19 protein-coding genes are annotated in these 24,454 nt (G+C 73.4%); 9 read left to right on the top strand and 10 right to left on the bottom strand.

The window, feature by feature from the left end:
- Positions 1–25: 25 nt before the first annotated feature.
- On the top strand, positions 26–1,570 hold the full coding sequence (gene guaB, locus ACOJVX_RS22980; protein WP_030104435.1) for an IMP dehydrogenase: 1,545 nt from the start codon (positions 26–28) through the stop codon (positions 1,568–1,570).
- Positions 1,571–1,721: 151 nt separating this feature from the next.
- Complete coding sequence (locus ACOJVX_RS22975) at positions 1,722–2,852, top strand: GuaB3 family IMP dehydrogenase-related protein (RefSeq protein ID WP_026419469.1); 1,131 nt, start codon at positions 1,722–1,724, stop codon at positions 2,850–2,852.
- A gap of 24 nt (positions 2,853–2,876) precedes the next feature.
- Here the strand turns inward: ACOJVX_RS22975 and ACOJVX_RS22970 are convergent, their stop codons facing one another.
- The 3 genes from ACOJVX_RS22970 to ACOJVX_RS22960 are packed head-to-tail and all read right to left on the bottom strand — an operon-like array spanning position 2,877 to position 6,078.
- Complete coding sequence (locus ACOJVX_RS22970; RefSeq protein ID WP_418152953.1) at positions 2,877–4,355, bottom strand: aldehyde dehydrogenase family protein; 1,479 nt, start codon at positions 4,353–4,355, stop codon at positions 2,877–2,879.
- A 50-nt stretch (positions 4,356–4,405) separates the two neighbouring features.
- On the bottom strand, positions 4,406–4,621 hold the full coding sequence (locus ACOJVX_RS22965; RefSeq protein WP_026419468.1) for a hypothetical protein: 216 nt from the start codon (positions 4,619–4,621) through the stop codon (positions 4,406–4,408).
- Positions 4,618–6,078, bottom strand: a complete 1,461-nt coding sequence (locus ACOJVX_RS22960) for a PspC domain-containing protein (RefSeq protein ID WP_103055994.1) — start codon at positions 6,076–6,078, stop codon at positions 4,618–4,620. Before ACOJVX_RS22960 ends, ACOJVX_RS22965 begins: the two co-directional genes overlap by 4 nt.
- A 208-nt stretch (positions 6,079–6,286) precedes the next feature.
- On the opposite strand from ACOJVX_RS22960, the gene ACOJVX_RS22955 reads away from it, so the two are divergent.
- A complete protein-coding gene (locus ACOJVX_RS22955) occupies positions 6,287–7,708 on the top strand; it encodes a PspC domain-containing protein (protein WP_245588882.1) in 1,422 nt (473 codons plus the stop codon).
- Between the two features lie 51 nt (positions 7,709–7,759).
- Positions 7,760–8,446: a response regulator gene (locus ACOJVX_RS22950; protein ID WP_026419466.1), complete on the top strand. Its 687-nt coding sequence runs from the start codon at positions 7,760–7,762 to the stop codon at positions 8,444–8,446.
- Positions 8,447–8,651: 205 nt separating this feature from the next.
- Here the strand turns inward: ACOJVX_RS22950 and ACOJVX_RS22945 are convergent, their stop codons facing one another.
- From ACOJVX_RS22945 to ACOJVX_RS22925, 5 genes are all read right to left on the bottom strand, one after another.
- The gene (locus ACOJVX_RS22945) at positions 8,652–10,418 is read right to left on the bottom strand and encodes a protein kinase domain-containing protein (RefSeq protein WP_422647087.1); all 1,767 of its coding nucleotides are present in this window, start codon (positions 10,416–10,418) and stop codon (positions 8,652–8,654) included.
- Between the two features lie 160 nt (positions 10,419–10,578).
- Positions 10,579–11,310: a hypothetical protein gene (locus ACOJVX_RS22940; protein WP_418152949.1), complete on the bottom strand. Its 732-nt coding sequence runs from the start codon at positions 11,308–11,310 to the stop codon at positions 10,579–10,581.
- Positions 11,311–11,467: 157 nt separating this feature from the next.
- Positions 11,468–12,367, bottom strand: coding sequence for a hypothetical protein (locus ACOJVX_RS22935; RefSeq protein ID WP_418152947.1), 900 nt, complete (start codon positions 12,365–12,367; stop codon positions 11,468–11,470).
- Between the two features lie 79 nt (positions 12,368–12,446).
- Positions 12,447–13,181 (bottom strand): PIG-L deacetylase family protein, encoded by a 735-nt coding sequence (locus tag ACOJVX_RS22930; RefSeq protein ID WP_026419462.1) that lies wholly within the window; start codon positions 13,179–13,181, stop codon positions 12,447–12,449.
- A 90-nt stretch (positions 13,182–13,271) separates the two neighbouring features.
- Positions 13,272–13,574 (bottom strand): hypothetical protein, encoded by a 303-nt coding sequence (locus tag ACOJVX_RS22925; RefSeq protein WP_030104425.1) that lies wholly within the window; start codon positions 13,572–13,574, stop codon positions 13,272–13,274.
- Between the two features lie 91 nt (positions 13,575–13,665).
- On the opposite strand from ACOJVX_RS22925, the gene ACOJVX_RS22920 reads away from it, so the two are divergent.
- Positions 13,666–14,823: a histone deacetylase gene (locus ACOJVX_RS22920; protein ID WP_030226469.1), complete on the top strand. Its 1,158-nt coding sequence runs from the start codon at positions 13,666–13,668 to the stop codon at positions 14,821–14,823.
- A gap of 34 nt (positions 14,824–14,857) precedes the next feature.
- Here ACOJVX_RS22920 and ACOJVX_RS22915 read toward each other — a convergent pair whose 3' ends face one another.
- Positions 14,858–15,160 (bottom strand): chorismate mutase, encoded by a 303-nt coding sequence (locus ACOJVX_RS22915; protein WP_026419459.1) that lies wholly within the window; start codon positions 15,158–15,160, stop codon positions 14,858–14,860.
- 346 nt (positions 15,161–15,506) lie between these two features.
- On the opposite strand from ACOJVX_RS22915, the gene pcrA reads away from it, so the two are divergent.
- Positions 15,507–18,008, top strand: coding sequence for a DNA helicase PcrA (gene pcrA / locus ACOJVX_RS22910; RefSeq protein WP_026419458.1), 2,502 nt, complete (start codon positions 15,507–15,509; stop codon positions 18,006–18,008).
- Positions 18,009–18,444: 436 nt separating this feature from the next.
- Complete coding sequence (locus ACOJVX_RS22905; protein ID WP_211237564.1) at positions 18,445–19,791, top strand: MFS transporter; 1,347 nt, start codon at positions 18,445–18,447, stop codon at positions 19,789–19,791.
- 591 nt (positions 19,792–20,382) lie between these two features.
- On the opposite strand, the gene ACOJVX_RS22900 is transcribed toward ACOJVX_RS22905, so the two are convergent.
- A complete protein-coding gene (locus ACOJVX_RS22900) occupies positions 20,383–21,066 on the bottom strand; it encodes a M23 family metallopeptidase (protein WP_026419457.1) in 684 nt (227 codons plus the stop codon).
- Between the two features lie 954 nt (positions 21,067–22,020).
- Between ACOJVX_RS22900 and ACOJVX_RS22895 the strand changes: the two genes are divergently transcribed.
- Positions 22,021–23,727 carry a hypothetical protein gene (locus ACOJVX_RS22895; protein WP_051314117.1) on the top strand — a complete coding sequence of 569 codons (1,707 nt, stop codon included), beginning with the start codon at positions 22,021–22,023 and terminating at the stop codon, positions 23,725–23,727.
- Positions 23,728–23,887: 160 nt separating this feature from the next.
- Positions 23,888–24,295 (top strand): cobalamin B12-binding domain-containing protein, encoded by a 408-nt coding sequence (locus tag ACOJVX_RS22890; protein ID WP_026419456.1) that lies wholly within the window; start codon positions 23,888–23,890, stop codon positions 24,293–24,295.
- The last annotated feature ends 159 nt before the right edge of the window (positions 24,296–24,454 follow it).

Raw genomic sequence — 24,454 nt, 5'->3', positions numbered from 1 at the left:
GCTCCAGGAAGGCATCGCACCAGTTATGACCAGTGACTCGATTGCGACCCGGGGCTCCGTCGGGCTTCCGGGCGACGACCAGGGAGTCCCGGCGAAATTCGCCATGCTCGGCCTGACCTTCGACGACGTGCTGCTCCTGCCGGCGGAATCCGAGGTCATCCCCAGCGGCGTGGACACCGCCGCCCAGCTCTCCAGGAACGTCCGGCTCCGGGTTCCCCTCGCCTCCTCGGCGATGGACACCGTGACGGAGGCGCGGATGGCCATCGCGATGGCCAGGCAGGGCGGCATCGGGGTGCTCCACCGCAACCTCGCGGTCGAGGAGCAGGCAGCTCAGGTCGAGGTCGTGAAGCGGTCAGAGGCCGGCATGGTCACCGACCCGGTGACCTGCTCGCCGCTCGACACGCTGGCCGAGGTCGACGCGCTGTGCGCCCGGTTCCGGATCTCCGGTGTCCCGGTTACCGATCCCGACGGGACCCTGGTGGGCGTCATCACGAACCGGGACATGCGGTTCGAGGTCGACCACACCCGCCAGGTGCGCGAGGTGATGACGAAGGCGCCGTTGGTGACCGCCGAGGTCGGGGTGACCGCCGAGGCCGCCCTCGGGCTGCTGCGCCGCCACAAGGTCGAGAAGCTCCCGATCGTGGACGGCGCGGGTCGGCTGCGTGGCCTGATCACGGTGAAGGACTTCGTCAAGACCGAGCAGTACCCCAACGCGACCAAGGACCCGGACGGGCGCCTGCTCTGCGGTGCCGCCGTCGGGGTCGGACCGGACGCCCGGGAACGGGCGATGGCCCTGGTCGACGCCGGGGTGGACGTGATCATGGTCGACACCGCGCACGGGCACGCCAGGGCCGTGGTGGAGACGGTCACCGCCCTGAAGAAGGAACTCGGTGACGCCGTCGACGTGGTCGGCGGCAACGTGGCCACGAGGGCGGGGGCCCAGGCCCTGGTCGACGCCGGCGCCGACGGCGTCAAGGTGGGGGTCGGGCCCGGGTCGATCTGCACCACCCGGGTCGTGGCCGGAGTCGGTGTCCCCCAGATCACGGCCATCTACGAGGCCAACCTGGCGTGTCGCCCCGCGGGCGTCCCGGTGATCGGCGACGGGGGCATCCAGTACTCCGGCGACATCGCGAAGGCCATCGCCGCGGGCGCCAGCACGGTCATGCTCGGAAGTCTCCTGAGCGGCACGGCCGAATCCCCCGGTGACCTCATCCTGGTGAACGGCAAGCAGTTCAAGACCTACCGGGGCATGGGTTCGCTCGCCGCCATGGAGAGCCGGGGACAGGCCCGGTCCTTCTCCAAGGACCGGTACTTCCAGGACGACGTCCTCTCGGACGACAAGCTCGTCCCGGAGGGCATCGAGGGTCGCGTCCCGTTCCGGGGCCCCCTGGCCCAGGTGGTCCACCAGCTGGTGGGCGGCCTGCGGGCGGCGATGGGCTACACGGGGTCCAACACGATCGCCGAGCTGAACGACGCCTCCCTGGTGCGCATCACCGCCGCCGGGCTCAAGGAGAGCCACCCGCACGACATCACGATGACGGTGGAAGCCCCCAACTACACGACGCGCTGACGGCGCTGGGGCGCGTCGGGCCCGGTTCCGACGCGCCCCACCCGCCCCCCGCGACCGCCCGAGCCCGGCGACCGACGACCCACTGTTGGACGCCGGAACCGGCCGAACCACAATGTAGGGTCCGGTACGGAGGATGGTGTAGGGAGTTGACGTGCGGGATCAGGTGGAGATAGGCAGGGGGCGCACCGCCATGCGCGCCTACGACCTCGACGACGTCGAGATCGTCCCCTCACGGCGGACCAGGTCGTCGAAGGACGTGTCGCTGTCCTGGCAGATCGACGCGTACCGCTTCGACATCCCGCTCATGACCCATCCGACCGACGCCGTGGTGTCCCCGGCGACCGCGGTGCGGATCGGTGAGCTCGGCGGTCTCGCGGTGCTGAACGCGGAGGGCCTGTGGGCCAGGCACGCGGACGTGGAGGACGCGATCTTCCGGCTGGTGACCGCGGCGGAGGAGGCCGAGGACGCCAGCTCAGCGGTGTCGCTGCTCCAGGAACTGCACGCGGCCCCGGTGCGGGTCGACCTGCTCTCCGCCGCGATCAAGCAGATGCGCGAGTCGGGCGTGACTGTCGCTGCCAGGGTGAGCCCGCAGCACGCCGAGGAGCTGACCCCGGACCTGCTCGCCGCCGGCGTCGAGATCCTGGTGGTGCAGGGCACCATCATCTCCGCCGAGCACGTGGAGCGGGACGGCGAGCCGTTGAACCTGAAGCGGTTCATCGGCGACCTCGACGTCCCGGTGATCGCGGGCGGCGTCGGCGACTACCGCACGGCGATGCACCTGATGCGCACGGGCGCGGCTGGGGTGATCGTCGGGTTCGGCGACTCCTCCGCGACCACCACCACCCAGACGCTGGGCATCGGGGTTCCGATGGCCACCGCCATCGCGGACGCCGCCTCGGCTCGGCGGGACTACCTGGACGAGACCGGCGGCCGGTACGTGCACGTGCTCGCCGACGGCGGCATCCGCACCTCGGGTGACATCGCCAAGGCCATCGCCTGCGGTGCGGACGCCGTCGTGCTGGGTGAGTCCTTGGCCACCGCCTCCGAGTCCCCGGCGCAGGGCTACTACTGGACGGCGGCGGGCGCGCACCCGTCGCTGCCCCGGAGCGACCTCTACCCGTCGCTGAACCCGCCGCACGATCTGGAGACCCTGCTGTTCGGGCCGTCCTCGGAGCCCTACGGGACCGTGAACCTCTTCGGTGCGCTCCGCCGCGCGATGGCGAAGACCGGCTACTCCGACCTCAAGGAGTTCCAGAAGGTCGGTCTGACCGTTCGTCGCTGACCGGGTGGGGACCCGGTGCGGTGGTCAGCCGAGCCACCCACCGGCCCCGCCCCGGAGGACCAGGCGGCGTTCCACGGTGAGGGCCTCGACCGCGGCGTCCAGCGCGGCCCGCGCCGCCGCCGCCGCGGCGTCGAAGGCGGCGAGTGGCCACACGGACGGAAGCCCACCGACCACGACCTCCGCCGCCGGCCCCCGCGTGAGCGCGGTGAGGGCCGGACCGAGCCGGCGGGTGAACACCGCCAGCCGACCGGCAGCGGAGCTGGCCACGGCACGCGTGGCGGCCGTGTCGTCGGTGGTCTCGGTGACCAGCAACACCGGGCCGAGCGGGGCTGGCTCGGTCCACGCGGCGGCATCGGCTGGCACGGAGGTGAGGACGGTGGGTTCGAGGACGCTGCCGTCACGGTGACCGCCGGCCCGCAGCACGGCTCCCGCCGACACGGCGCGTTCGACCCAGCGCAGGGCGGCCCGGGCCGCCAGCTCGTCGCCGAGCGGGCCCACCTCCACGGCTGGATCATGAGGACTGCCCGTGGTGAGTGCTCGGGTCGTGGTCAGAATGCGGCTCACGAGGTCCTCGGCGGTGGCTGCGGGCACGACCACCCGTCGGACCGACGCGGCGGACCTACCGGCCTGGGCCATCGCGCCGTCCACCACGAGCCTGGCCACCACGTCGAGGTCGGACGGGGACGACCAGTCCGCCGCCACCAGCACCGCGGTGTCCCCCGGGCCGTCGGGGCGGGCCGGGCCGAGACGCGGGGAACCTCCCCCGTCGGGGACCGGGGGCGCCAGGACGCGCACGTGCTCGTCCCATCCGAGTTCGGGGAGCCGGGCCGGTTCGAGGGGGAGTACGGACAGCTCACCCCTCGGGAGTTCGGTGGAGGCGAACAGCTCACCGACCAGCAGGGCGGACAGCGGTGTCGCCGGAGGGGGAGCGAGCAGGACCGGTGCTCCCACGACGACCGCCGCCGTCACCCAGGTGACCGAACTCAGCAGCGGATCGTCCGAGGACACCAGCCCGAGCGCCGGGCCGGCGGCGAGCCGTCGGCGGACCACCACCTCGCCGCTGCCGTGCCACCGGGACCCGGCCCCCGGCGTTCCGTAGGTGGCGGCGGCGCTGGCGGCCGACCCGGCCCGCAGCACGGCGACGGCGTGTTCCACCTCGGCCCTGGACCAGGTCAACGGCTTGCCGCTCTCGGCGGTGATGGTCTCGGCGATGTCCTCGGCCTCGGAGACCAGTCGCCGGGCGACCCGATCCAGCACCGCGGCCCGCTCACCCGGGCCGAAGGCGTGCGACCGGTCGTGGGCCGCGGCGGCCTGGGTGACCGCCGTCCGCAGTTGCGCGCCGTCCGGGATCGAGACCGTCGCGACCTCACTGCCGTCGTAGGGGTGCGACACCACCTCGACGCCCGCCCGCCCCGGTTCCTCCTCCCCGGCGAGCCAGCACCCCCGGGGAGTGGGGGTCACGGCCGGCGACTCGGGGTCGGGGAACGAATCCGTGTTGCTCACGCCCACACGGTAACGGCACCATCACGGGGTGTCCTGCGGCGCGCTGCCGGTCAGCCCCGTCCGCGCCGGGAACGCAGCGACAGCGCCAGGATCAGGACCCCGATGAACACCGCCACCGCCGCCAGGCCCACGCGCAGGTCGTTGGCTCCCAGGTACCCGGCGGCGCCGTCGGCCACGTAGCCCGCCACCCCCAGCGTCGCCAGGCCGGCGAGCAGCGTGCCCAGATCCACTCCCCGCCGCCGGGCGTTCTTCCCGTTCCCGCTCATCGCACGACCTCCACGGCTCCCATGCCGACGTGGACCTCGAGCTCGAGGACGCCGGACTCCAGTTCGTCGGCCTGGCCGACGCTGTCCACTCGCTCGACCAGGTCACTGCCGCTGGACTCGGTGCCAAGGCAGGAGTTGTCGCCGAGGTTGACGCTGCAGGTGACGTCGACGGGCAGGTCCGGGGGCAGGACGACCAGGGACTTCCCGACGACACCGACCTCGACCCTCGCGCTGGCCGTCTCCCCCTCGGGGATCGTGAGCTCGGACAGGTCGAGGTGGAGCTGACCGGCCGACACCTGGTACTCGTCGCGGAGCTGGCTGACGTCGGAGACCGTCCAGACGTGGCTCCCGATGCCCTGCCAGCCGGTCGGCGGGGCGACGGCGCTGAGCAGCAGCGTGATCGCGGCGAGCGGCCCAGCCACCCAGAACAGCCCCCGCCCGCCCCGGACGAAGGCACCGATGATCATGCCGATGCCGAGGACACCGAGCACGAGGGCGGGGATCTCCAACCAGCCCAGGCCGACACGGGTGCCGTCCAGCAGGGCGATGGCCAGGACGACCAGCGCGACGGCCAGGGTGATCGGGGTGACCTTGGACCGCCTGGTTGGTTCGGCGGGCGGTTCCTCCTCACGGTCGACGAGACCAGTGCCGGGATCCGGGAGGTCCCAGGCGAACGGAGCGACGCCCAACGGGTCCCACTCGGGGGGGCCGTCGTGGGCGGCGCCCGAGCCGGGGACCGGGTCCGGACCGGAGGTCGACGGCGCACCCGGTTCGTAGACCGCGGTGGTCTCGGCGGGGGTGGCCGGCGTCGAGGTGTCCGCCGTGGCCGCACCCGCCGGGCTCGCGCTCGTCGCGGACCAGGAACGCCAGCCCGGGTCGGTGGCGGCGACGCCGAGGGTGGTGGCCGGCTGGCGTTCGTCCAACGGGCGCTGGCGGTGGAGCAGGAACAGCGCGCCGCCCCCCAGGACGAGCCCGGTGAAGAGGGTCAGCGTGCTGTTGTTGAGCATGATGATCACGCTGATCACGATCAGCGCGCCCAGGGCGATCGGCATACCGGGGGAGGTACTGGTGGAGCCACGGCCGACCAGCGCCTCCGCGGGGGCGGACTCGTCACCCTCCTGCGCGAGCATGAGCCAACCCAGGAGGTAGAGGATCAGGCCAGCCCCACCTATCGTGGCGAGCACGACGAACCCGACCCGGGCCAGGATCGGGTCGATCTGGTAGCGGCGGGCGATCCCCGAGGCGACACCCGCGATCTTGCGGTTGTCCACCGGTCGAGCCGGTCGGGTCCGCCACATCTCCCGCAGGGTCTCCTCGACGCCCTGGTCGCCGCGCCTGGGCGGCCGGGCGCCCGAGGACCCCCCGAACGCATGGGTGAACTGGGCCGCCCCTCGGGCGCCGTCACCCGTGCTGGGTCCACCGGGGTGTCCCCCCGGCCCCCGCTCGGAGTCGTTCACTGGAATGCACCGTCCCCTCGTTCGCTGCCGCCGGGTGGGTCGCACGGGAGTACCCGGCCCCGCTGACGTCGTGCCTGCCCGCCGTTGGGTCCATGGTCGCCCGGGGGGTACCGCGAACACATCAGGGTGCCCCCTGAAAGGTTCCCGGAGAGCCCGGGGTGGGAACGGGGGTGCACCCCCGATGACCGGCGGGAGCCTCGGTGTGACGATGGGTCCCGTGGCCGCTCAGCTGAACAGCAACCCGGACGTTCGACCGGACGCCGCGGACGAACCGCGCGCCCACCGCGCCGCGTCCCACCCGCCGCACCGGGGTGCCCCTTCCAGCAGGGAGAACCTCGGGAGCAGGGTGCCGCTACGTCGGAGACGGTCCGCGCGGGCACTCGCCGGCGTCGCGGGCGGGGTCGCCGACCACCTCGGGGTCAAGGTGCTCTGGGTGCGGGCCTTCTTCGCGCTGCTCACGGTGTGGAACGGCGTCGGCCTGCTCGCCTACGCCCTGCTGTGGGCCTTCGTTCCGCAGCGGCCGGTGGACACCGGGAAGGACCCGTCGTCCAGCGAGCGCCAGCAGACCATCGCCGTCGTCATGCTGGGCATCGGCGCGTTGGTGGCCGCCGGCTCCTTCGGCAGCATGTTCGTGGTCCCGTTGCTGGTCGTGCTCGTCGGCGCCGCCGTGGTGTGGCGGGAGGCCGACGACGCGCAGCGCCGGCGCTGGGCGGCCGGCGCGCGTTCGGGGATGCGGGGGGTCTTCGTCGGGCAGGGGGGCCGCTCCGCCCTGGCCCGGACCCTGGCCGGGGCGGCGCTGGTGGTCACCGGCATCGCGCTGTTCCTGGTCGGCAGCCTCGACCTCAGCCAACTCCAGTTCGGTCTTCTCGCGGTGATCGCCACCCTCGCCGGGGCGGCCGTGCTCACCGTGCCCTGGTGGTTGCGGACGGTGCGGGCGCTGGACGAGGAGCGGCGGGCGCGGATCCGGTCCCAGGAACGGGCCGAGATCGCGGCCCACCTGCACGACTCGGTGCTCCAGACCCTGGCGTTGATCCAGAAGCAGGCCGAGGACACCAAGGAGGTGCGTCGGCTCGCCCGCAGCCAGGAACGGCAGCTCCGCGGCTGGTTGTACGGGCCCTCGGGCTACGGACGCGGGGGCGGCGGCGCGGCGGCGGGGCCGCAGGGGCCGGCCGGTCCGCCGCCCGCCGCCGACCCCACCGACAGCGGTTCGGTGGCTCCCCACAGTCCCGTCGGCCGGTCGCTGTCGGAGGTCATCGCGGAGGCCTGCGGCGAGGTGGAGGACACCTTCGCCATCAAGGTGCAGCAGGTGGTGGTCGGCGACTGCGTGGTGGACGAGCGCATCGCGGCCGCCGTCTCCGCCACCAGGGAGGCCGTCGTCAACGCGGCGAAGCACGCCGAGGTCGGTGAGGTCAGCGTGTACGTGGAGATCGAGCCCACCCAGGTGGAGTTCTTCGTGCGGGACCGGGGCAAGGGCTTCGACCAGGAGGCGGTGCCGACGGACCGGCACGGCGTCGCCGACTCGATCCGGGGCAGGATGGAGCGCAACGGCGGGAGCGCCAGGATCCGAACCGCGCCCGGGGAGGGCACGGAGGTCCAACTGCGGGTGCCCCGGGACGCGAACAGGCAGTGAACGCGGTGCCGCCGGCGTTGACGGCGGGCCGGGGAGGTGGAGGCGAACCACATGAACAGCAGCGAACAGACGCCGACCGGTGGACGTGATCCCGTCCGGGTCTTCCTGGTCGACGACCACGCGCTGTTCCGCACCGGGGTGCGGGCCGAACTGGAGCGGGCCGGCGACGCCGTCACGGTGGTGGGGGAGGCGGGCTCGGTGGCCGAGGCGGTGGCCGGTGTCGCGCACTACCAACCGGACGTCGTGCTGCTGGACGTGCACATGCCCGACGGCGGCGGCGCGGAGGTCCTGCGCAGGGTGCGTTCCACGCGCTCCTCCGTCGTGTTCCTCGCCCTGTCGGTCTCGGACGCGGCCGAGGACGTCATCGCCGTGATCCGAGCGGGGGCCAGGGGCTACGTCACGAAGACGATCTCGGCGAGGGAGCTGGTGGACGCGGTGGTGCGGGTCCGCAACGGTGACGCCGTCTTCTCACCCCGGCTGGCGGGATTCGTGCTGGACGCGTTCGCCGACCGCCCCGGCGCGCCGCCGATCAGCGACCCCGAGCTGGACCTGCTGACACCCCGCGAACGTGAGGTGCTGAGGCTGTTGGCGCGGGGGTACGCCTACAAGGAGATCGCGTCGGAGCTGTTCATCTCGGTCAAGACCGTCGAGACCCACGTGTCCAGCGTCCTGCGCAAGACCCAGTTGTCCAACCGCTACGAGCTGTCCCGGTGGGCGAGTGACCGCCGGCTGATCTGACCCGGCGGACCCGGGGGGCCCGACGGACCGGTGCGGTACGAGGAGGCGGAGCCGGTACCTCCGGGCGGGACGGCCCCACGCGGGCGGTGGGCGGGGGAGTGGCTGCCGGCCGCGTCCCCGCCGGGCAGCCGTGGTGACGTGCGGTGGTCCCCCCGGTGCCGTCCACCGCGAGCCGGGACACCCGGCGCCCCCGGCGCACGCCGCGTCACACGGGGTGCGAGTCGGCGATCAACAACCGCCCGTCGATCTCCTCGAAGTACAGGCGCACGGTCTCGTTCGACCGCCGACCGTCCTCCTTCATCTCGTACCGCACCTTGATGTCGACGGTGCCGTCGCCGTTGTACCGGGGGTTGCCCCGGACGTCGACGTCCTCCACCGAGCCCCACCAGTTCCGGTAGCTCTCGGGGTCGTTCTGGGCGGAGGGGGCGAGCAGCAGCCAGGCGTCCTCGACGTCGTCGGGCAGCATGTCGTAGTAGTCCTCGGCGGCGTCCTCGTACCGCTCGGCGGTGTCCTCCGGGTCCTCCTGCTCCTCGGTCTCCTCGACGCGTTCCGCCTCCGTCGTCGGCGGGGGTTCCGGAGTCGTCTCCTCGGTGGTCGTCTCCTCCGTGGTCTCCGGCGGTGCCTCTGGTTCGGCCCGTTCCGAGGTGTCGGAGACCTCCAGGGAGGTCTCCGCGCCGGTGAGCCGGCCGCCGGTACCGGCGTCGATCGAGTCCCCGCTGTTGTCGAAGATCACGCTCGCGAGCAGCACGCCGATGAGGGCGGCGGCCACCACGGCGATCCCGGTCAGAGCCATCGCCCTGCGGCGGGACGTGACCTCCTGGGGCGGGGCGGCGCCCTGGTTGGACGGGGCGTGCGGTGGGCCGGAGCGAGCCTGGTGCGCCTGGTGCGCCCGGTCACGGGGCGGACCTCCGTGCGGGGCGTGCTGCGCGGGCGGCGGTGGGTCGTCGGCGAACGGGTTCGGCCCCACCCTGGTCGGCTCGGGACGACTGGCCGGCCTCAGCGGTTCGGGGCGGGGCCCCTGCTGACCGTTCGCGGGCGGGACGGGGGTGGTCGCCGCGGCGGCGATCGGTCCCGGCGGCCGGGCGGGGCCCCCGTTCCCGGTGGTCGCGCCGGGTGGGGAGGGGGGCATCGCCGTCGCCGGCACCGGCTGGCCGGTGGCGACGGCGTGCAGACCTTCCCGAACCTGGGCCATCGTCGGCCGCTCGATCGGTTCCGCGCGGAGCAGCCGCATCATCAGCGCGGTCAGCGGCCCCGCGTGGCGCGGTGGGTTCACGCGTCCGGCGGCGACCATGTGGAGCAGGGCGAGGGTGTTCTCGTGCACCCCGAAGGGCGGCTCGCCCTCCACCGCCGCGTAGAGCGTCGCCCCGAGGGAGAACACGTCGGCCGCGAACCCGGGGTCGTACCCCTTGGCCACCTCGGGAGCGAGGTAGGCGGGCGTGCCGGCCAGCATCCCCGTCTTCGTGACCGTGACGTCGCCGGTCGCGCGGGAGATGCCGAAGTCGGTGATCTTGACGACGCCGTGCTCGCCGAGCAGGATGTTGCCCGGTTTGATGTCCCGGTGCACGATGCCGGCGGCGTGGGCGGCGGCGAGCGCCGCGGCCACCTGCTCGCCGATGCGGGCGACCTCCCTCGGGGGGAGGGTCCCCTGTTCCGAGAGGACGGCGGCGAGGCTGCTGGAGGGCAGGTACTCCATGATGAGGCAGGGTTGCCCCTCGGAGTCCTCCGCGACGTCGTAGACGGCGATGGCGTTCTGGTGCTGGAGACGAGCCGCGATCCGGCCCTCACGCATGGCGCGCTGTCGCGCCTCCTCCGCCTCGGAGGGGCTCAGACCGCCCTGGGGAAGTAACTGCTTGATCGCGATGACCCGGCCGAGCCGCTCGTCCGCGCCCTTCCAGACGACGCCCATCGCGCCGCTGCCGATGCGCTTCTCCAGCCGGTACCGTCCAGCGACCAGGCGACCCTCGTCGCTCACTGGCAGCTCCCATTCCTGCTCACTCCGCCACCGGGGACTCGCGTCCCGCTGGTCGCGCCGTCATCCCGAGGTCGGTGAGCGTTCGTGTTCCATCCGTGCGTCCGCGTCCGAACCGGTGGCCGCTCGGACCACCTGGCCGGAGAGGACACCCGGTGCGACTCTAACCCTGTTGGGCTGACACCAGTTCGACCTGAATGATCCGCCAAGGAGCCGACCCGCTCAACGAGACGAGGTGTTGGGCACGGAACCGGCCACCGTCGGGGTGCTCGATCGCGACGGTCGCCAGCACCCGCTGGCCACCCCGGCGCACGGCGCTCAGCACTTCGACCGAGGATACGGCCCGCCACGCGCTGACCAGCCGACCGGGGTCGGGGTTGGACAGTTCGGGGGCCAGCAGGCCCACCGCCCGGTCCGGGTCCTCGTCGAGGAGCCGGTAGAAGAGGCGGACCAGTTCGTCCCCGCTCCGGGGGCGTTGGGTGGACGCGCGCGGGTTGACGGTCGGTTCCGAGGACGACGCGGACCGTGCCGCGAGGTCCTCCTTCCCCCGTTCGCGGGCCGCCGGGTCGGAGGGGGTGGGCGTGGGGGTGGTGCTGTCCGGGGGAGTCCCGGTGAGCAGGGCGGAAACCTGGCCGGGATCCAGCGCTCCCTGCCCGACCAGCCTGCGGGGTACGGCCGGGTCGGACTCGTTCGGCGGACGCAGGTTGGTGGTGGCGTCGGTGGCGACGACGGCTCCGAACAGGACGAGCGCCCCCGCCACGGTCGCCAGTCCGTGCCGCCGCCCGGGCCGGTCCGGCACCGCCTCGACGGGGGAGGGCACGCCGTCGGGGTTGGCCTCGACGGCCGGCCCCTGGCCGGGGGTGGCGGTGTGGAGGCTGGAGCTCGAACGCCGCACGACCCCGCCCTCGTCCTCGGATACCTGTCTCCCGACCGCACCGCACATGGGCGCACCGGTGGGACAGCTCTACCGCGACGGGCCGACGCGTGGCCAGGGTTCCTCCCCAGACTCACCCGGTCGTGGTGCCCGCGTGGCCGGTGCGGCGGCCTGGGGGTCAACCGGCGGGTTTCGCCACCACCTGGTCGTCCTCGATGCGCAGGCCGCCCACGTCGCGGAACCGCAGCTGGCGGTACTCCTTGGTCTGGCTGCCGTCCGGGCGGGTCACGACCAGGGTCGACACCGTCGTGGCGTTGGCCGGATCGATCAGGATGTGCTCGATCGAGATGTCCCGCACGTCCTCGTACCGGTCCCGCAGCGCTGGCAGGCCCGCCGCTCGCAGTCGGCCCCCCAACAACGCGTAGGCGGCCGGGAGGTCGTGCACCACCGAGTCGAGGAAGGCCACCGTCTGGTGCTTGTACTCGTCGGTGGGCACCTCGCTCGCCTGTTCGGGGCGGGCCGCCGTGGCCGTGGGCCCCAGGGTGCTGATCTCGGGCTCGGACCCCGGGGACCCCCCGCCCTCGCCCGGTGTGGTGCCAGGGGGCTCCTCGGCGTCCTCGGCCTGCCCACTGGCCGCGTCGCCGTCGGGACCGTCCGCCTGGGTGCCCTGCCCCCAGCGGGGGGACGCGGAGCCCTCGTGCTCCGACTGGTCCGCCACCGCCGTCGGCGGGGAGGGGAAGGTCTCCCGGTCCGGACCGGGCACCAGTTCCAGCCGAGGCATCGGCTGCCCGGTGGGGACCGCGGGCAGCGAGTCGATCGAGAACTCGGGACGGGGGCTGAACAGGGCGACGCTCATGCCGACGAGGCCGGTCAACGCGGCCGCCGTGGCGATGCCGGTGAACCAGGCGGCTCGCCGCCAGGTGCGCGGCGGCGTGACGGAGGCGGGTACCAGGCCCAGGTCGAACTTCTGGAGGCCATGTGGCCCGGGGGCGTCCTCGTCCGGCGGGGCCTGGGACGGCCGTTCCTGGCCGGGACGCCCGCACGGCGAACCCGCCCCCCGCGCGCGACGTCCGGCCACACCCGGCCTGAGCCGATGCCGACCGCCGCCTGGATCAACCTCACCGCCCATGTCCTCGCCGCCCCTCTCGTTGCCCGGTTCAGCCGACGTCGACCAGCTGGAACACCTCCGCGAGCTGGTCGGCGCCGAGCCCGTGGGCCCGGCCGTTGGCCGCGAGCTCGGCGCGGAGCCACTCCTCCAGGTCGGCCAGGTGGCCGGTCTGGGAGGCGTGCGCGCGCAACGCGGCCATCTTGTGGGGGAAGGTCTCGGTGATGTCGACGGCGTGGTTGACCCGCTCCGGGGGAGCCTCGGACAACCACAGCTCCCGGACCTTCCACGCCGCGAGCCCGGCCGAGGCCAGCTCGGGGTGCGCGTACTGGTTCCGGGAGTCGGGGTAGACGGCGGCGACGGTGGCCTCACCGACGGCGCGGTGGTCCGGGTGCGACACGGCGAGTCGAGCCCAGTTGATCTCCGGCGAGTGGGTCAGGACCCGGTCCGGGCGCACGGTCCGGATCACGCGGGTGATGTCCCGGCGGAGCGCGAGGCTCGGGGTCACCGTGCCGTCGTGGTAGCCCAGGAAGGTCACGTCGGTGACCCCGACCTCGGCCGCCGCGGCGCGTTGTTCACGCTCGCGGAGCGTGGGTACCTGGGCGCGGGGCAGGTCGGCCACCTCGCCGGCCTGCCCCGAGGTGCAGACGCAGTAGGAGACCTCGACGCCCGCCGCGCGCCAGGCCGCGACGGTGCCGGCGGCCCCGAAGTCGACGTCGTCCGGGTGTGCCGTGACGACGAGCACCCGGGCGACCCTCGCCCCCGCTGTTCTCGTCCCGGTGCTCACCTGAGCAAGGGTACGACGGGCGCGGTGGGACTCCGGAGAGGGGTCGGTCGACTACTCACGGCCACGCCCCGGATGTCGTGGCGCCGCCGCTCAGGTGCGGTAGCGTTCGCGGACGGCGGTCAGCTGCTTCGTCGCGGCGAGGCCGGTTCCGGCGCCGACGATGATGGCCAGCACGTCCACGAACCCACCTCCCGTGCTGAACAGGAGTCCGAGGAGGCCGGCCCCGACCAGGCCACCGGCCATCGGCATGCGGCTGCGCACGAACTCCGCGACCGGGCCACCGCCGGCCCGCTTCTTGGCCGCCGACCCGAGCAGGGCCAGGTAGCCACCATGGGCGATGGCGGCCAACAGGCCGACCAGCGCCACCACACCAGCAATCACATCCAGGACCATGGTGACCAGTCTGCCTGCCCGGTGCCCCGGGAGGCCATCAGTGATGTCCCCGAGATCGCGGGAGCGGGCCGGTAGGACGGACGGGAGGCGGATGACCGAGACGTGGGCAACGGCCCGGGGCGGGCTGGACCTCTTCTGGGACGACGCGTGCCTGGACCACGACCCCGGCGTCGGGCTGTGGGAGCACGCGGAGGTCCCGCCCTGGATCGACGTGCCCGAGCCCCACCCCGAGTCCTCGGCCCGGTTGCGGACCTTCCGGGCGGCCCTGACCCGCGGCCCGCTCTCCGACCGGCTCCGCTGGTACCCGGGCCGGCCCGCCACGGTGACCGAGCTGCTCGCCGTGCACGAGGCGGACTACCTGCGGCTGCTGCGGGAGGCCACCAACGGCCCGGAGCCCACCTCGCTGGAACCCAACACCACCGTGGGGCCCGGTTCCTGGCCGGCGGCCCTGGCCGCGGCCGGCTGCGCGATCGAGGCCGCCAGGTCAGCCGTGCTGCGGGGACGACCCGCCTACGCGTTGGTCCGCCCGCCCGGGCACCACGCCCAGCCGGACCAGGCGGACGGCTACTGCCTGCTGAACAACCCCGCGCTCGCCGCGCGGGCCGCCCTCGACCTCGGGCTCACCCGGGTGGCGGTGCTGGACTGGGACGTCCACCACGGCAACGGGACCCAGGAGATCTTCTACCGCAGCCCGGACGTCCTCACCGTCTCGCTGCACATGAGGCACGGTGCCTGGGGGCCCAGCCACCCCCAGCGGGGAACCCCCGACGAGACCGGCGCCGGGAGGGGCGCCGGTCACAACGCCAACATCGAACTGTCGTTGGGGGCGGGCGACGCCGCCTACCTGCTCGCGTTCGACGAGCTGGTGGAGCCGTTGTTGCGGGAGTTCCGGCCGGACGCCCTGGTGTGCGCCTCCGGGTTCGACGGGTCCGCGTTCGACCCGAACGGCCGGCACAACCTCACCCCCGCTGGGTACCGGGAGATCGGCCTGCGGGTGGGACGGCTGGCCGCCGAGCTCGTCGGTGGCCGCCTGGTGCTCACCCAGGAGGGGGGTTACCTGCGCGGTTACGCGGCCCTGTGCCTCCATGCCCTGGTCGAGGGGCTGCTGGGGGAGCGAGGTGCCCTGGTGGACGACCCGCTGAGCTACCTGCCGGACGACCACGAGAGCAACCCGGAGCGGACGGAACGTGATCTGGACGCGGTCCGAGCCGCCCTGGGTGACCACTGGCCGGTGTTGCGCGGGGGGTGACGGGCCCGCGAGCCCGGTCAGAACGCGCGCGCGGTCAGCTGGACCGCCCGAGGTGGCCGCGGCCCATGCGCAGCAGCGCCATCGCCAGCTCCCGCCCGTCCGGCCCGAGCTCGCGGTAACGGGCGAGCACCGCCATCTCCCGGTTGTGGACGATGCGCGGGCCGCCGGCGGCCATCCTGGCGCGTCCGATGGTCTTGGAGACCTCCGCCCGCCGCTGGGCGAGTCGGAGGATCTCGGCGTCGAGCCGGTCGATCTCCAACCGCAGGTCGGCGACCTCGTCCTCGGTGGGGACGCGGTCGGGACGTTCTGGCGTGCTGGCCGGTACCGAGTTGTTCACGGGACTCCTCCAGGGAAAGGGTGTGGGCCCGGATCCGGAGCGCGCGAAGCCCCGGGTCCTGGGACTCCGGGGGCTGCGTGGTGGGGGTGCTGGCAGGTCACACGACCACGGGCGCCGGAGTCCGGTGCCCGTAGCTAAAGTAGGAGAAGACCTGCCGCACGTCGACGAGTCTGCCACAGGCTGGGACGGCGGTGGGCCGACGGGCGAGCTCCATCGCCTGATCGGGAGCGGGTTTCCCCCGGTCAGCCGCTGACCGTGACCAGTTCCGCCCGTCGGCGCCGGGGCGGAACGCACTGGGATCCGTGGTGTCCGGCCGCGGAGGGTGTGGGAGTACGGTGGCTGACTGATGAGCGCGCTCTTCGACCTCTCCCCGGATGCTCCCGCCCACCACGGCCACGACCCCGCCGCCGTCCCGGAGGACCTGCTGGCAGGCCTCAACGCCCAGCAGCGGATGGCGGTGACCCACACCGGCGCGCCCCTGCTCGTGGTTGCGGGCGCCGGGTCGGGCAAGACCAGGGTGCTGACCACCAGGATCGCGTACCTGATGGCCGCCAGGGGAGCGCACCCGGGCCAGGTGTTGGCCATCACCTTCACCAACAAGGCCGCCGCCGAGATGAAGGAACGGGTGGCCGCGCTGGTCGGGCGCCGGGCGAACCTCATGTGGGTGTCGACCTTCCACTCCATGTGCGCCCGCCTGCTGCGCCGGGAGGCGCGCGGCCTACGCGAGCTGCTGGAGGCGGAGGCAGCCGAGGCCGGCCTCGCCGAGGTGTCGCTCAACTCGAACTTCTCGATCTACGACGGCGACGACTCCCGCCGGCTCATCACCCAGGTCAGCCGGGACCTGGACCTGGACGCCAAGCGCTACCCACCGCGGACCCTGGCGGTCGGGATCTCCAACCTCAAGAACGAACTGGTGACGCCGGAGGAGGCCGAGGAGGCGGCCGGCACCGACCTGGAACGGAAGGTCGCCGACGTGTACGCGGCCTACCAGCGGCGGCTGCTGGTGGGCAACGCCCTCGACTTCGACGACCTGATCCTGCGCACGGTCCAGCTGCTCCAGCGGTTCCCCGCGATCGCCGAGTACTACCACCGGCGCTTCCGGCACGTGCTCGTCGACGAGTACCAGGACACCAACCACGCCCAGTACGTCCTGGTCCGGGAGCTGGTCGGCGGTGCGGCGGCCGGGGTCGACCCGTCCCGGCGGGGAGAGCCGGGGGAGGGGGAGGACGGACATCCCACCGTCCCGCCCGCGGAACTGTGCGTGGTCGGCGACGCCGACCAGTCCATCTACGCGTTCCGGGGCGCCACGATCCGCAACATCGAGGAGTTCGAGCGGGACTACCCCGACGCCGACACCGTCCTGCTGGAGCAGAACTACCGGTCCACCCAGACCATCCTGTCGGCGGCCAACGCCGTCATCGCGCGGAACGCGGAGCGGCGGGACAAACGGCTGTGGACCGACGCCGGCGAGGGCGAGCGCATCGTCGGGTACGTCGCCGACAACGAGCACGACGAGGCGGCGTTCGTCGCGGGTGAGATCGACCGGCTGGTGGACGCGGGGGACGCCGCCAACGGGGACATCGCCGTCTTCTACCGGACGAACAACCAGTCCCGGGTCTTCGAGGAGATCTTCATCCGGCTGGGGCTGCCCTACCGGGTCGTGGGCGGGGTGCGGTTCTACGAGCGGCGCGAGGTCCGGGACGTCCTGGCCTACCTGCGCGTGCTGGACAACCCCGACGACGCGGTGAGCCTGCGGCGGGTGCTGAACGTGCCCAAGCGCGGGATCGGGGACCGCACCCAGGAACTGGTGGCCCAGCACGCCGACCGCGAACGCGTCGGCTTCTCCGCCGCGCTCCGAGCCGCGGCGCGGGGAGAGGTCGCCGACGTCAAACCGCGTTCGCGACGGCCGATCGCCGAGTTCGTGGACCTGCTCGACGAACTGCGCGCCAGCCTGGACGCGGGTGCGGACATCGCCGAGGTGACCGAGCGGATCCTCGGCTCGACCGGTTACCGGGCGGAGCTGGAGGAGAGCGACGACCCCCAGGACGCCTCCCGGCTGGACAACCTGAACGAGTTCGTCACGGTGGCGCGGGAGTTCGTCGAACAGGCAGGGGCGGCGGTCACCGAGGACGAGGGCGAGGACGGGGGCGAGCCCGACGGGCCGGCGCCCGGATCGCTCGCCGCGTTCCTGGAGCGGGTCGCGCTGGTCGCCGACACCGACTCCGTACCGGAGCACGGCGAGGGCGTCGTCACCCTGATGACCCTCCACACCGCCAAGGGGCTGGAGTTCCCGGTGGTCTTCTGCACCGGCATGGAGGACGGGGTGTTCCCCCACCTGCGGGCTTTGGGCGACCCGACGGAACTGGCTGAGGAACGGCGCCTGGCCTACGTGGGCATCACCCGGGCACGGCAGCGCCTCTACGTGTCGCGGGCACTGGTCCGCTCCGCGTGGGGGCAGCCCATGACCAACCCCGCGTCGAGATTCCTCGCGGAGATGCCCGCGGAGCTGCTGGACTGGCGTCGCACCGAGCCGGAGCGGTCCGCCCCCGGCGCCGTCACCAGGTGGAGTCGTGGCTCCGACCGGGGAGGTTCCGACTCCGCGCAGGCGGGTCTGGCCGCCGGTGGCACCAGGACCACCGGGTTCGGCGGGTGGAGGCGGAGCAGCGCGAGTTCCACGGTGCCGCTCGCCCTCGACGTCGGTGACCGGGTGAGCCACGATAAGTACGGGCTCGGGACGGTCGTCGACACCGACGGCAGCGGTCCGAGGGCGACCGCCACCATCGACTTCGGCAGCGCCGGGAAGGTGCGCCTGATGTTGATGGGCGGCGTGCCCATGACGAAGCTCTGAGCGGCGGCGTGGCCGCCCGCCCCGGCGCTGGGTGCGGGCGGGTCCCGCCGGCGCGCGAGCCCGGCTCACGTCGTGCCGGGCGGTCGTCGCGAGGAGGGCGCGTCTCCGGGGAGACGGGAGGCGCGGTGCGGCGGTGCGGACCTCGTCCGCCACGGGGCCGTTCCGGACGGCACCGGAGCGCGAGTTCGCGCGGAGGACCAGGTCGCGGGAACCCCGCGGCCTCCCCGAACCGCCCGGGCGGGTACGGGCCGGCGGATTCGGCCGAGCGGAGGAGTGCCGTTAGGGCGATCTAGGGATCGCCAAGGTGTCCGTGCCGGGGATAGTTTGGCGCGATGCTCCGTTCTGCTCCTGCCGCCACCGCGACGCCCACGGTCCGAGCACCCGTTCACCGGTCCGGACCGCCGTCCTCCTCGGCCGGGTGGGCTGGGCCGGCGGCGTGCTGACACGTCGGAGCGGCCTGGGCGGCCGGTTCTGGAGCCTGTTCGCGTCGAGCACGATCTCCAACCTCGGGGACGGCATCGGCCGGGTGGGTTTCCCGCTGCTGGCCGCGACCCTGACCAGGGACCCGGTGCTCATCGCGAGCTTCACCACGTTCGCGTTCCTGCCGTGGCTGTTGTTCGCGCTGGTCAGCGGCGCTCTGGTTGACCGCCTGGACCGCAGGCGGGTGATGATCTCCGCCAACCTGTTCCGGGCGGTCGTGGTGGGGGCGCTCGCCGCGTCGGTGCTGGCGGGCGAGGCGCGGATCTGGATGCTCTACGTCGCGGCCTTCCTGCTCGGCACCGCCGAGACGCTGTACGACAGCGCGGCCAGGGCCATCCTGCCGCAGGTGGTTCGGCGGGATCAGCTGGAGGCGGGCAACGGGCGGCTGGAGGCGTCCGAGATCGCCTGCCAGAGCTTCCTGGGCGCGCCGGTGGGCAGTGCGCTCTTCGTGGTGGCCGCGGCGGGCCCCTTCCTGGCGAACTCGGCGGGCTTCCTCATCGCCGCGGTACTGCTCTTCCTCGTGCCCGGTGTCTACCGGGTGCGCGGGGAGGGGGCGGGTGTGGCCGCGACCGGGGCGGCTCCGCGCGCGAACCTGCGGCGGGAGATCGGCGAGGGCCTGCGCTGGCTGTGGCGGCACCGGTTCCTCCGGTCCCTCATGGTGCTGGTCAGCCTGGTCGGGATGGCGCAGGAAGCCGTCATGGCCCTGCTGGTGCTGTACGTGCTGGAGGAACTGGCGCTGGGGGAGGCGGCCCTCGGGTTCTTCCTGGTGGGTGCCGGGGCCGGCGGTCTGGTGGGGGGCCTGCTCTCGGAGCGCCTGGTGCGCGGGATCTCCCGCAGCAGGATCATCCCGCTCACCATCCTGGTGAGCGGGTGCGCCTTCGCCATCACCGGGCTGGTGGTGGTGCCGGCGACCTTGGCCGTGGGGCTGCTCGTGGGTGCCGCCGCCGTGACGGTGTTCAACGTGACGACGATGGTGTTGCGGCAGGCACTCATCCCGCAGGAGATGTTCGGCCGGGTGCAGGGCGCCTGGCGCACCCTGGTCTGGGGGATGCTCCCGGTCGGCGCGTTGCTGGGCGGGGTGGCGGCGGCCCAGTTCGGCGTGCGAGCCCTCTACCTGGGGAGCGGGGTGCTCCAACTCGGTCTGGCGCTCGCGCTGTGGGCCGTCCTGCGGGGGCACCGACGACTGGTCGACGGCCTGGACGAGCAGGGGGAGACGGCGAGGCCCACCCCGCCGTCCGGCGAGGCGTCGTCCGGCCAGGACGACGCCTCGCGCCGGCACGGGGCCGCCGGCACCGGGAGCTGACCGGCGACCCCCGGATACCGGACCCGGGCGTGGGGGCAGCCCCGGCGGCTGCTCTTTTCGGGTGAATTGGGTGCCGCCCTCGAACCTCTGTTCGATTTGTGTCGGGGGCCCCGGGTTGACTGTGCGTTGCTTGGGTAAGCGAGTGGCCAGGAACGGGATGCGGGTGTTCGGTCGTCGGCGTGGTGGATGTGGGTGGCGGCGGATCGGGGTCCGCTGGCGCTCGACATCGGGGAAGCGTCCAGCGCGTCGGCGACGGCTCCGGTGTCGGTCGTGGGGCGTCGGGGGTCCCGCGGCCGGCACGCGGGGCCTGTACCCCGCGTCCGCCGGTGTGAGTGGCGGAGCGCCGCGCCTCCGGGTCGCCGGGCGGTTCGGGGGTGCCCGTCCGGCTCGCCCGGACGAGGCCGTTCGCTCGGCACCGGCTCGCTCGGTGGTGGCGCCGGGGGCGCCGGGACGGCGAGTCCGGGCGGACCTGGTGGCGGGTCGCGGCCCGCTTCTCGTGGCTCCCTCAGTGGCTCGGGCGCCCAGGCGGCCGGCCCGCCGCTCGTGGTCCGCACCGGCGCGCCCGTGGTGGCGCGCCGGCGGAAGCGGGGCTCAGAGGTAGAGGCCGCGCTCGTTCAGCCACGGCTCGGGGTTGATCTTCCGTCCCGCCGGGTCCCAGACCTCGAAGTGGAGGTGCGGGCCGGTGGAGAAGCCCCGATTGCCCATCTCGGCGATCTGCTCGCCCGCCTTGACCTTCTGCCCGGGGTAGACCGAGTAGGTGTTGATGTGGCCGTAGACGGTGATGGTGCCGTCGTCGGCCTGCACGCGCACCCAGAGGCCGAAGCCGCTCGCCGGCCCGGCCTCGATCACGGTGCCGTCGTGCGCGGCGCGGATCGGGGTGCCGATGGCGTTGGCGACGTCGATGCCGTAGTGGGTGGTGCCCCAGCGGGCGCCGAACCCCGAGGTGTAGCGGCCCTCGGCCGGCAGCCAGAACTTGGGGCGGGCCAGCTCGGCTTCGTACGCCGCGATCTCCTGCTCGATCTGCTGGCTCTTGACGATGTTGTTGACCTCGTCCGACTGGTCCGAGGTGCGGGTGACGGGGAGCACCTCGGGGGCCGGTGCGGTACCGCCAACTCCGGTGAACTGCTGGTGGTGTCCCGCGGCGGCCGCTCCGCCGGCCGCCGCCAGCGGTACGACTCCGTCCGCCGTGGACTCGTGGTTGTTGCCGTCTGGTTGGTGCAACTGCATCGTCTGGCCCGCGGCGACGAATGCGCCGGCGGCCACGGCGGCCACCATGATGCGACCGCGAAGCGCGGACGGCGGCGGGGGAAGCCGGTGCGCTCCCTTCGGCCGATTGGAGGGTTCGCCTTCGAGCGCGTCCTCAACGACCTGGGAGCTTGCGCCGCCAGGTGAGCGGTGTCGAGCCAATGCCTGCCCTTCCGTCTTCGGGGAGTCTGGTCGAGGCACCGGGCGGGGGATCCCGGTTCGCGGGTCGGGGTAACCAGCGACGCGTCCTGTTCGTGACCAGACCGTGACAACGGACCGGGGGACAGTAACGGGGGCCGACCCCTAAGGGCAAATCCCTGGGGCCCCGAATGGACCACGGGATCGGTGACCGGGGTCACTGGCTTCCAAGTTGTCACCGGCAGTGCCGTTGACATTTGCGTGATCACCGTTCTCGGTATGGAACCCCTGGGTCGAACGGTGGGGCGACGGCGCCGGTTTTCTTACGGCGAGTGGAGTAACCGTCGCTCGGATGGCCGGTACTGGTGCGTCGATCGGGCGGGACCTCGGGGTGAAACGTGATATATGTCACCCGAACGAGGGGAAGTGGTGGCGAATTTTCCTGATGTGCCACTGAATTCGTCACTTCCTTGCAGGTCAGCGACGGTCGTGATGGCACTGTGGACAGCGCTCGGATGGGCGGGTGCCGGGGGCCGGCACCGGGGTCGTCGCTGCCGGGCCCGTCGCGCTCGGTAGCCGCCCGCTGCGACGGACAGGCGATCCGGGAAGATCAACCAACACGGCCGCCTGCTCCGGCGATTCAGCCCGTGACCTTGTTAGCTTCACCCAGGGCTCGCTCCCGGGCGCGGGAAGGGCCCGGAAACGACGCCGCCACCCGACATCGACCGAGGCGGCCCGGAGAACCGGACCGGCCGGGCGCGGTGGGGCTGGGCGCCGAGGGGACCACGGAGCCCGCCGGCAGCCGACTCGCCGCCGACGTGGACAGCACGGGAGGTCAGCACACTGATGAGGCTGCGTGTCGCACTGGTGGTCGCCGCGGCGGGCGGGGTGCTCGTGGCACTGGCGCCGGTCGTCGGGGTCACCGACGGGGGCCACGCTCCCGCCTACGCCTCGTGGCCGTGGATGGCGTTGGTCGGCCTCCTCGCCCCGGCGGTGGGCCTGCTGCTGATCACCCGGGGGCGGCCGGTGGCCGCCAGGTGGGTGCTGCTGGGGCCGGCCCTCGTCGCCCTCGGCCGCCTGGTCCTCGACGTGCAGGTCGCCGTCGAGCCTGCCCTGGCCGCGCGGCCGGAGCTGTTCCTCCTGGACACCCTGGACCCGGTCTCGCCATCGGTGGGGCTCGTGCTCTCGCTCGTGGGCTCACTGCTCGTCCTGCTGGCGGGGCTCCTCGCCCTGTCCGAACCGACCGGCGGCGACGGCGGGGCCCGGCTCGTCGACGGGTTCGGCGGCGAGAACCGCGCCACCTCGGGCTCACCCGGGTTGCTGGCGCTGGTGCTGTGCGTCTCGGTCGCGGCCGCGGCGGGGGTCCTCACGCGACCGTTCGAGTCCGAGACGCCCTACCTCCTCCCGAGCGGGGCGCTGGAGGGGGCGGGCTGGGAACGCCTCGGCCTCGTCGTCGTCGCGGTCGCCGTCGTGCTGGCCGCGACCTTCGCCGCCACCTCCTCCTCCGGGGAGTCCGTGCTCGGCGGCCTGGTGGGCGCCGCGCTCGCGTTGGCGTGGTTCGAGGTGCCCGTGTTGCTGGCTGGCCTGCTCGGCGCGGACCTGCGCGCGGGCTGGGGGCCCGTGGTGGCGTTGCTCGCCGCTGCCCTGCTGGCCGCGCTCGGGCTGGTGACCGGTCTGCGCGCGGCCCGGCCCAGCGAGCGGCGCCCCGATGCGGACACCGTGGTGCTGCCCGGCTCCGCGCGGCTGCGGCGGGCGGCGGGACTGGCGGGGCTGGCGGCCGGTGTCGCGGCGGTCCTCGCCGCCACCGGGCGGCAGCTGGTCGTCGTGACGGGTGCCGACCAGCCGCCCGAGTACCCCGCCCGGCTCCTGGTTCCCGCTGGGCTCCTGGTGGTCGGGCTGTCGGTCGCGATGCTGGTGCCCCGCTGGTCGGTCGCGGTCCGCCCCGCCTTCGTCGTCGGCTGGACAGCCGTTCCGCTGGCCGTGACGAGCGCGTTGGAGCCCGTCCTCATGACGCTGGACTACCCGGGCGTCGAACTCGGGGCGGGGGCCTGGGCGTCGATGGCCTCGGTTCCGCTGGCCGTGCTCGCCGGCGTGCTCGCCCTGGTCGCCGGGGCGGGGGAACGGGACGACGTCGACCTCAGCGAGCGCACCGTCAACCAGGTGCTGGCGGTACCGGTGGCCATGACGTTGCTCTGGTCGGTCGGGGCCTTCGGGCTCCCGGTGCTCACCGGTCGGGACTTCGCGGCCGCCGGCCTGTGGAACGACTTCCGGGTGGCCTCGCTTGGCCTGGTCGTGGTCCTGATCGCCGTTGTCGTGGCCGCCGCGCTCGCGCCGTTCTCCCGGCCGGGCCAGGCGGTGGGGCTCCTGCTGGGAGCGGCCGCCCTCCTCGCGCTGCGGATGCTCGAACTCCCGCTCACGGTGGCGAGGGTGGCGGACGGCGCTCCCGGGGCCGGGCTGTGGCTGGCCGGGTGCTGCCTGGTGTCCCTCGTGGTCGGCGCGGTGCTCGCCGCCCGGTCGCGGCGGGGCGCGGCGACGTTCCAGGGCAGCCGTTAGTCTCTCGGCGGATGGTGGCGGATGGTGATGGAGAACACCTCGCGCGGTGGGTGGCGGTTCGTGTGACATGACCCCGAGGACAACGTCGTCCCGTGGGCGACAGCGGTTCGCCAGCGATCCTGGCCACCGCCTGTGCCCGTGTGCGCCCCAGGAGGAAACCGTGAGCGGTCGGATTCGAGTCGTCGTCGCCAAGCCGGGTCTTGATGGCCACGACCGCGGCGCCAAGGTCGTGGCCAGGGCACTGCGGGACGCGGGGATGGAGGTCATCTACACCGGCCTGCACCAGACCCCGGAGCAGGTGGTGGCGACCGTCCTGCAGGAGGACGCGGACGCGGTGGGGCTCTCGGTGCTCTCCGGTGCCCACATGACGTTGTTCGCCAGGGTCATCGAGCTGTTGCGGGAACAGGGTGCCGAGGACGTCGTCGTGTTCGGCGGCGGGATCATCCCCGACGAGGACCTGCCGAGGCTGGCCGAACTCGGCGTCGCCCGGATCTTCACCCCGGGAGCGCCCACGCACGAGATCGTCGACTGGGTGCGCGGGAACGTGGCCCAGGGGGCCGGTGCGTGACCTCGGGCCGGGGGCTGTCCGCGTCCGCGCGGAGCCGGCGGTCAGACGACGCGGACGCCCTCTCCCCGGCCGGCGGTGCGATGCGTCTCACTGCCGTGATTGACCTCACCGCCAGCGATTTCCCGTGCGTCCCCGCAGGTCGCTAGGGTCTGCTGAGTC

The sequence above is a fragment of the Actinoalloteichus caeruleus genome (assembly GCF_049311605.1).
GTDB classification, from domain to species: domain Bacteria; phylum Actinomycetota; class Actinomycetes; order Mycobacteriales; family Pseudonocardiaceae; genus Actinoalloteichus_B; species Actinoalloteichus_B caeruleus.
Note: the sequence above shows the minus strand (reverse complement) of the source record. Positions and strands in the feature narration are given on the sequence as shown.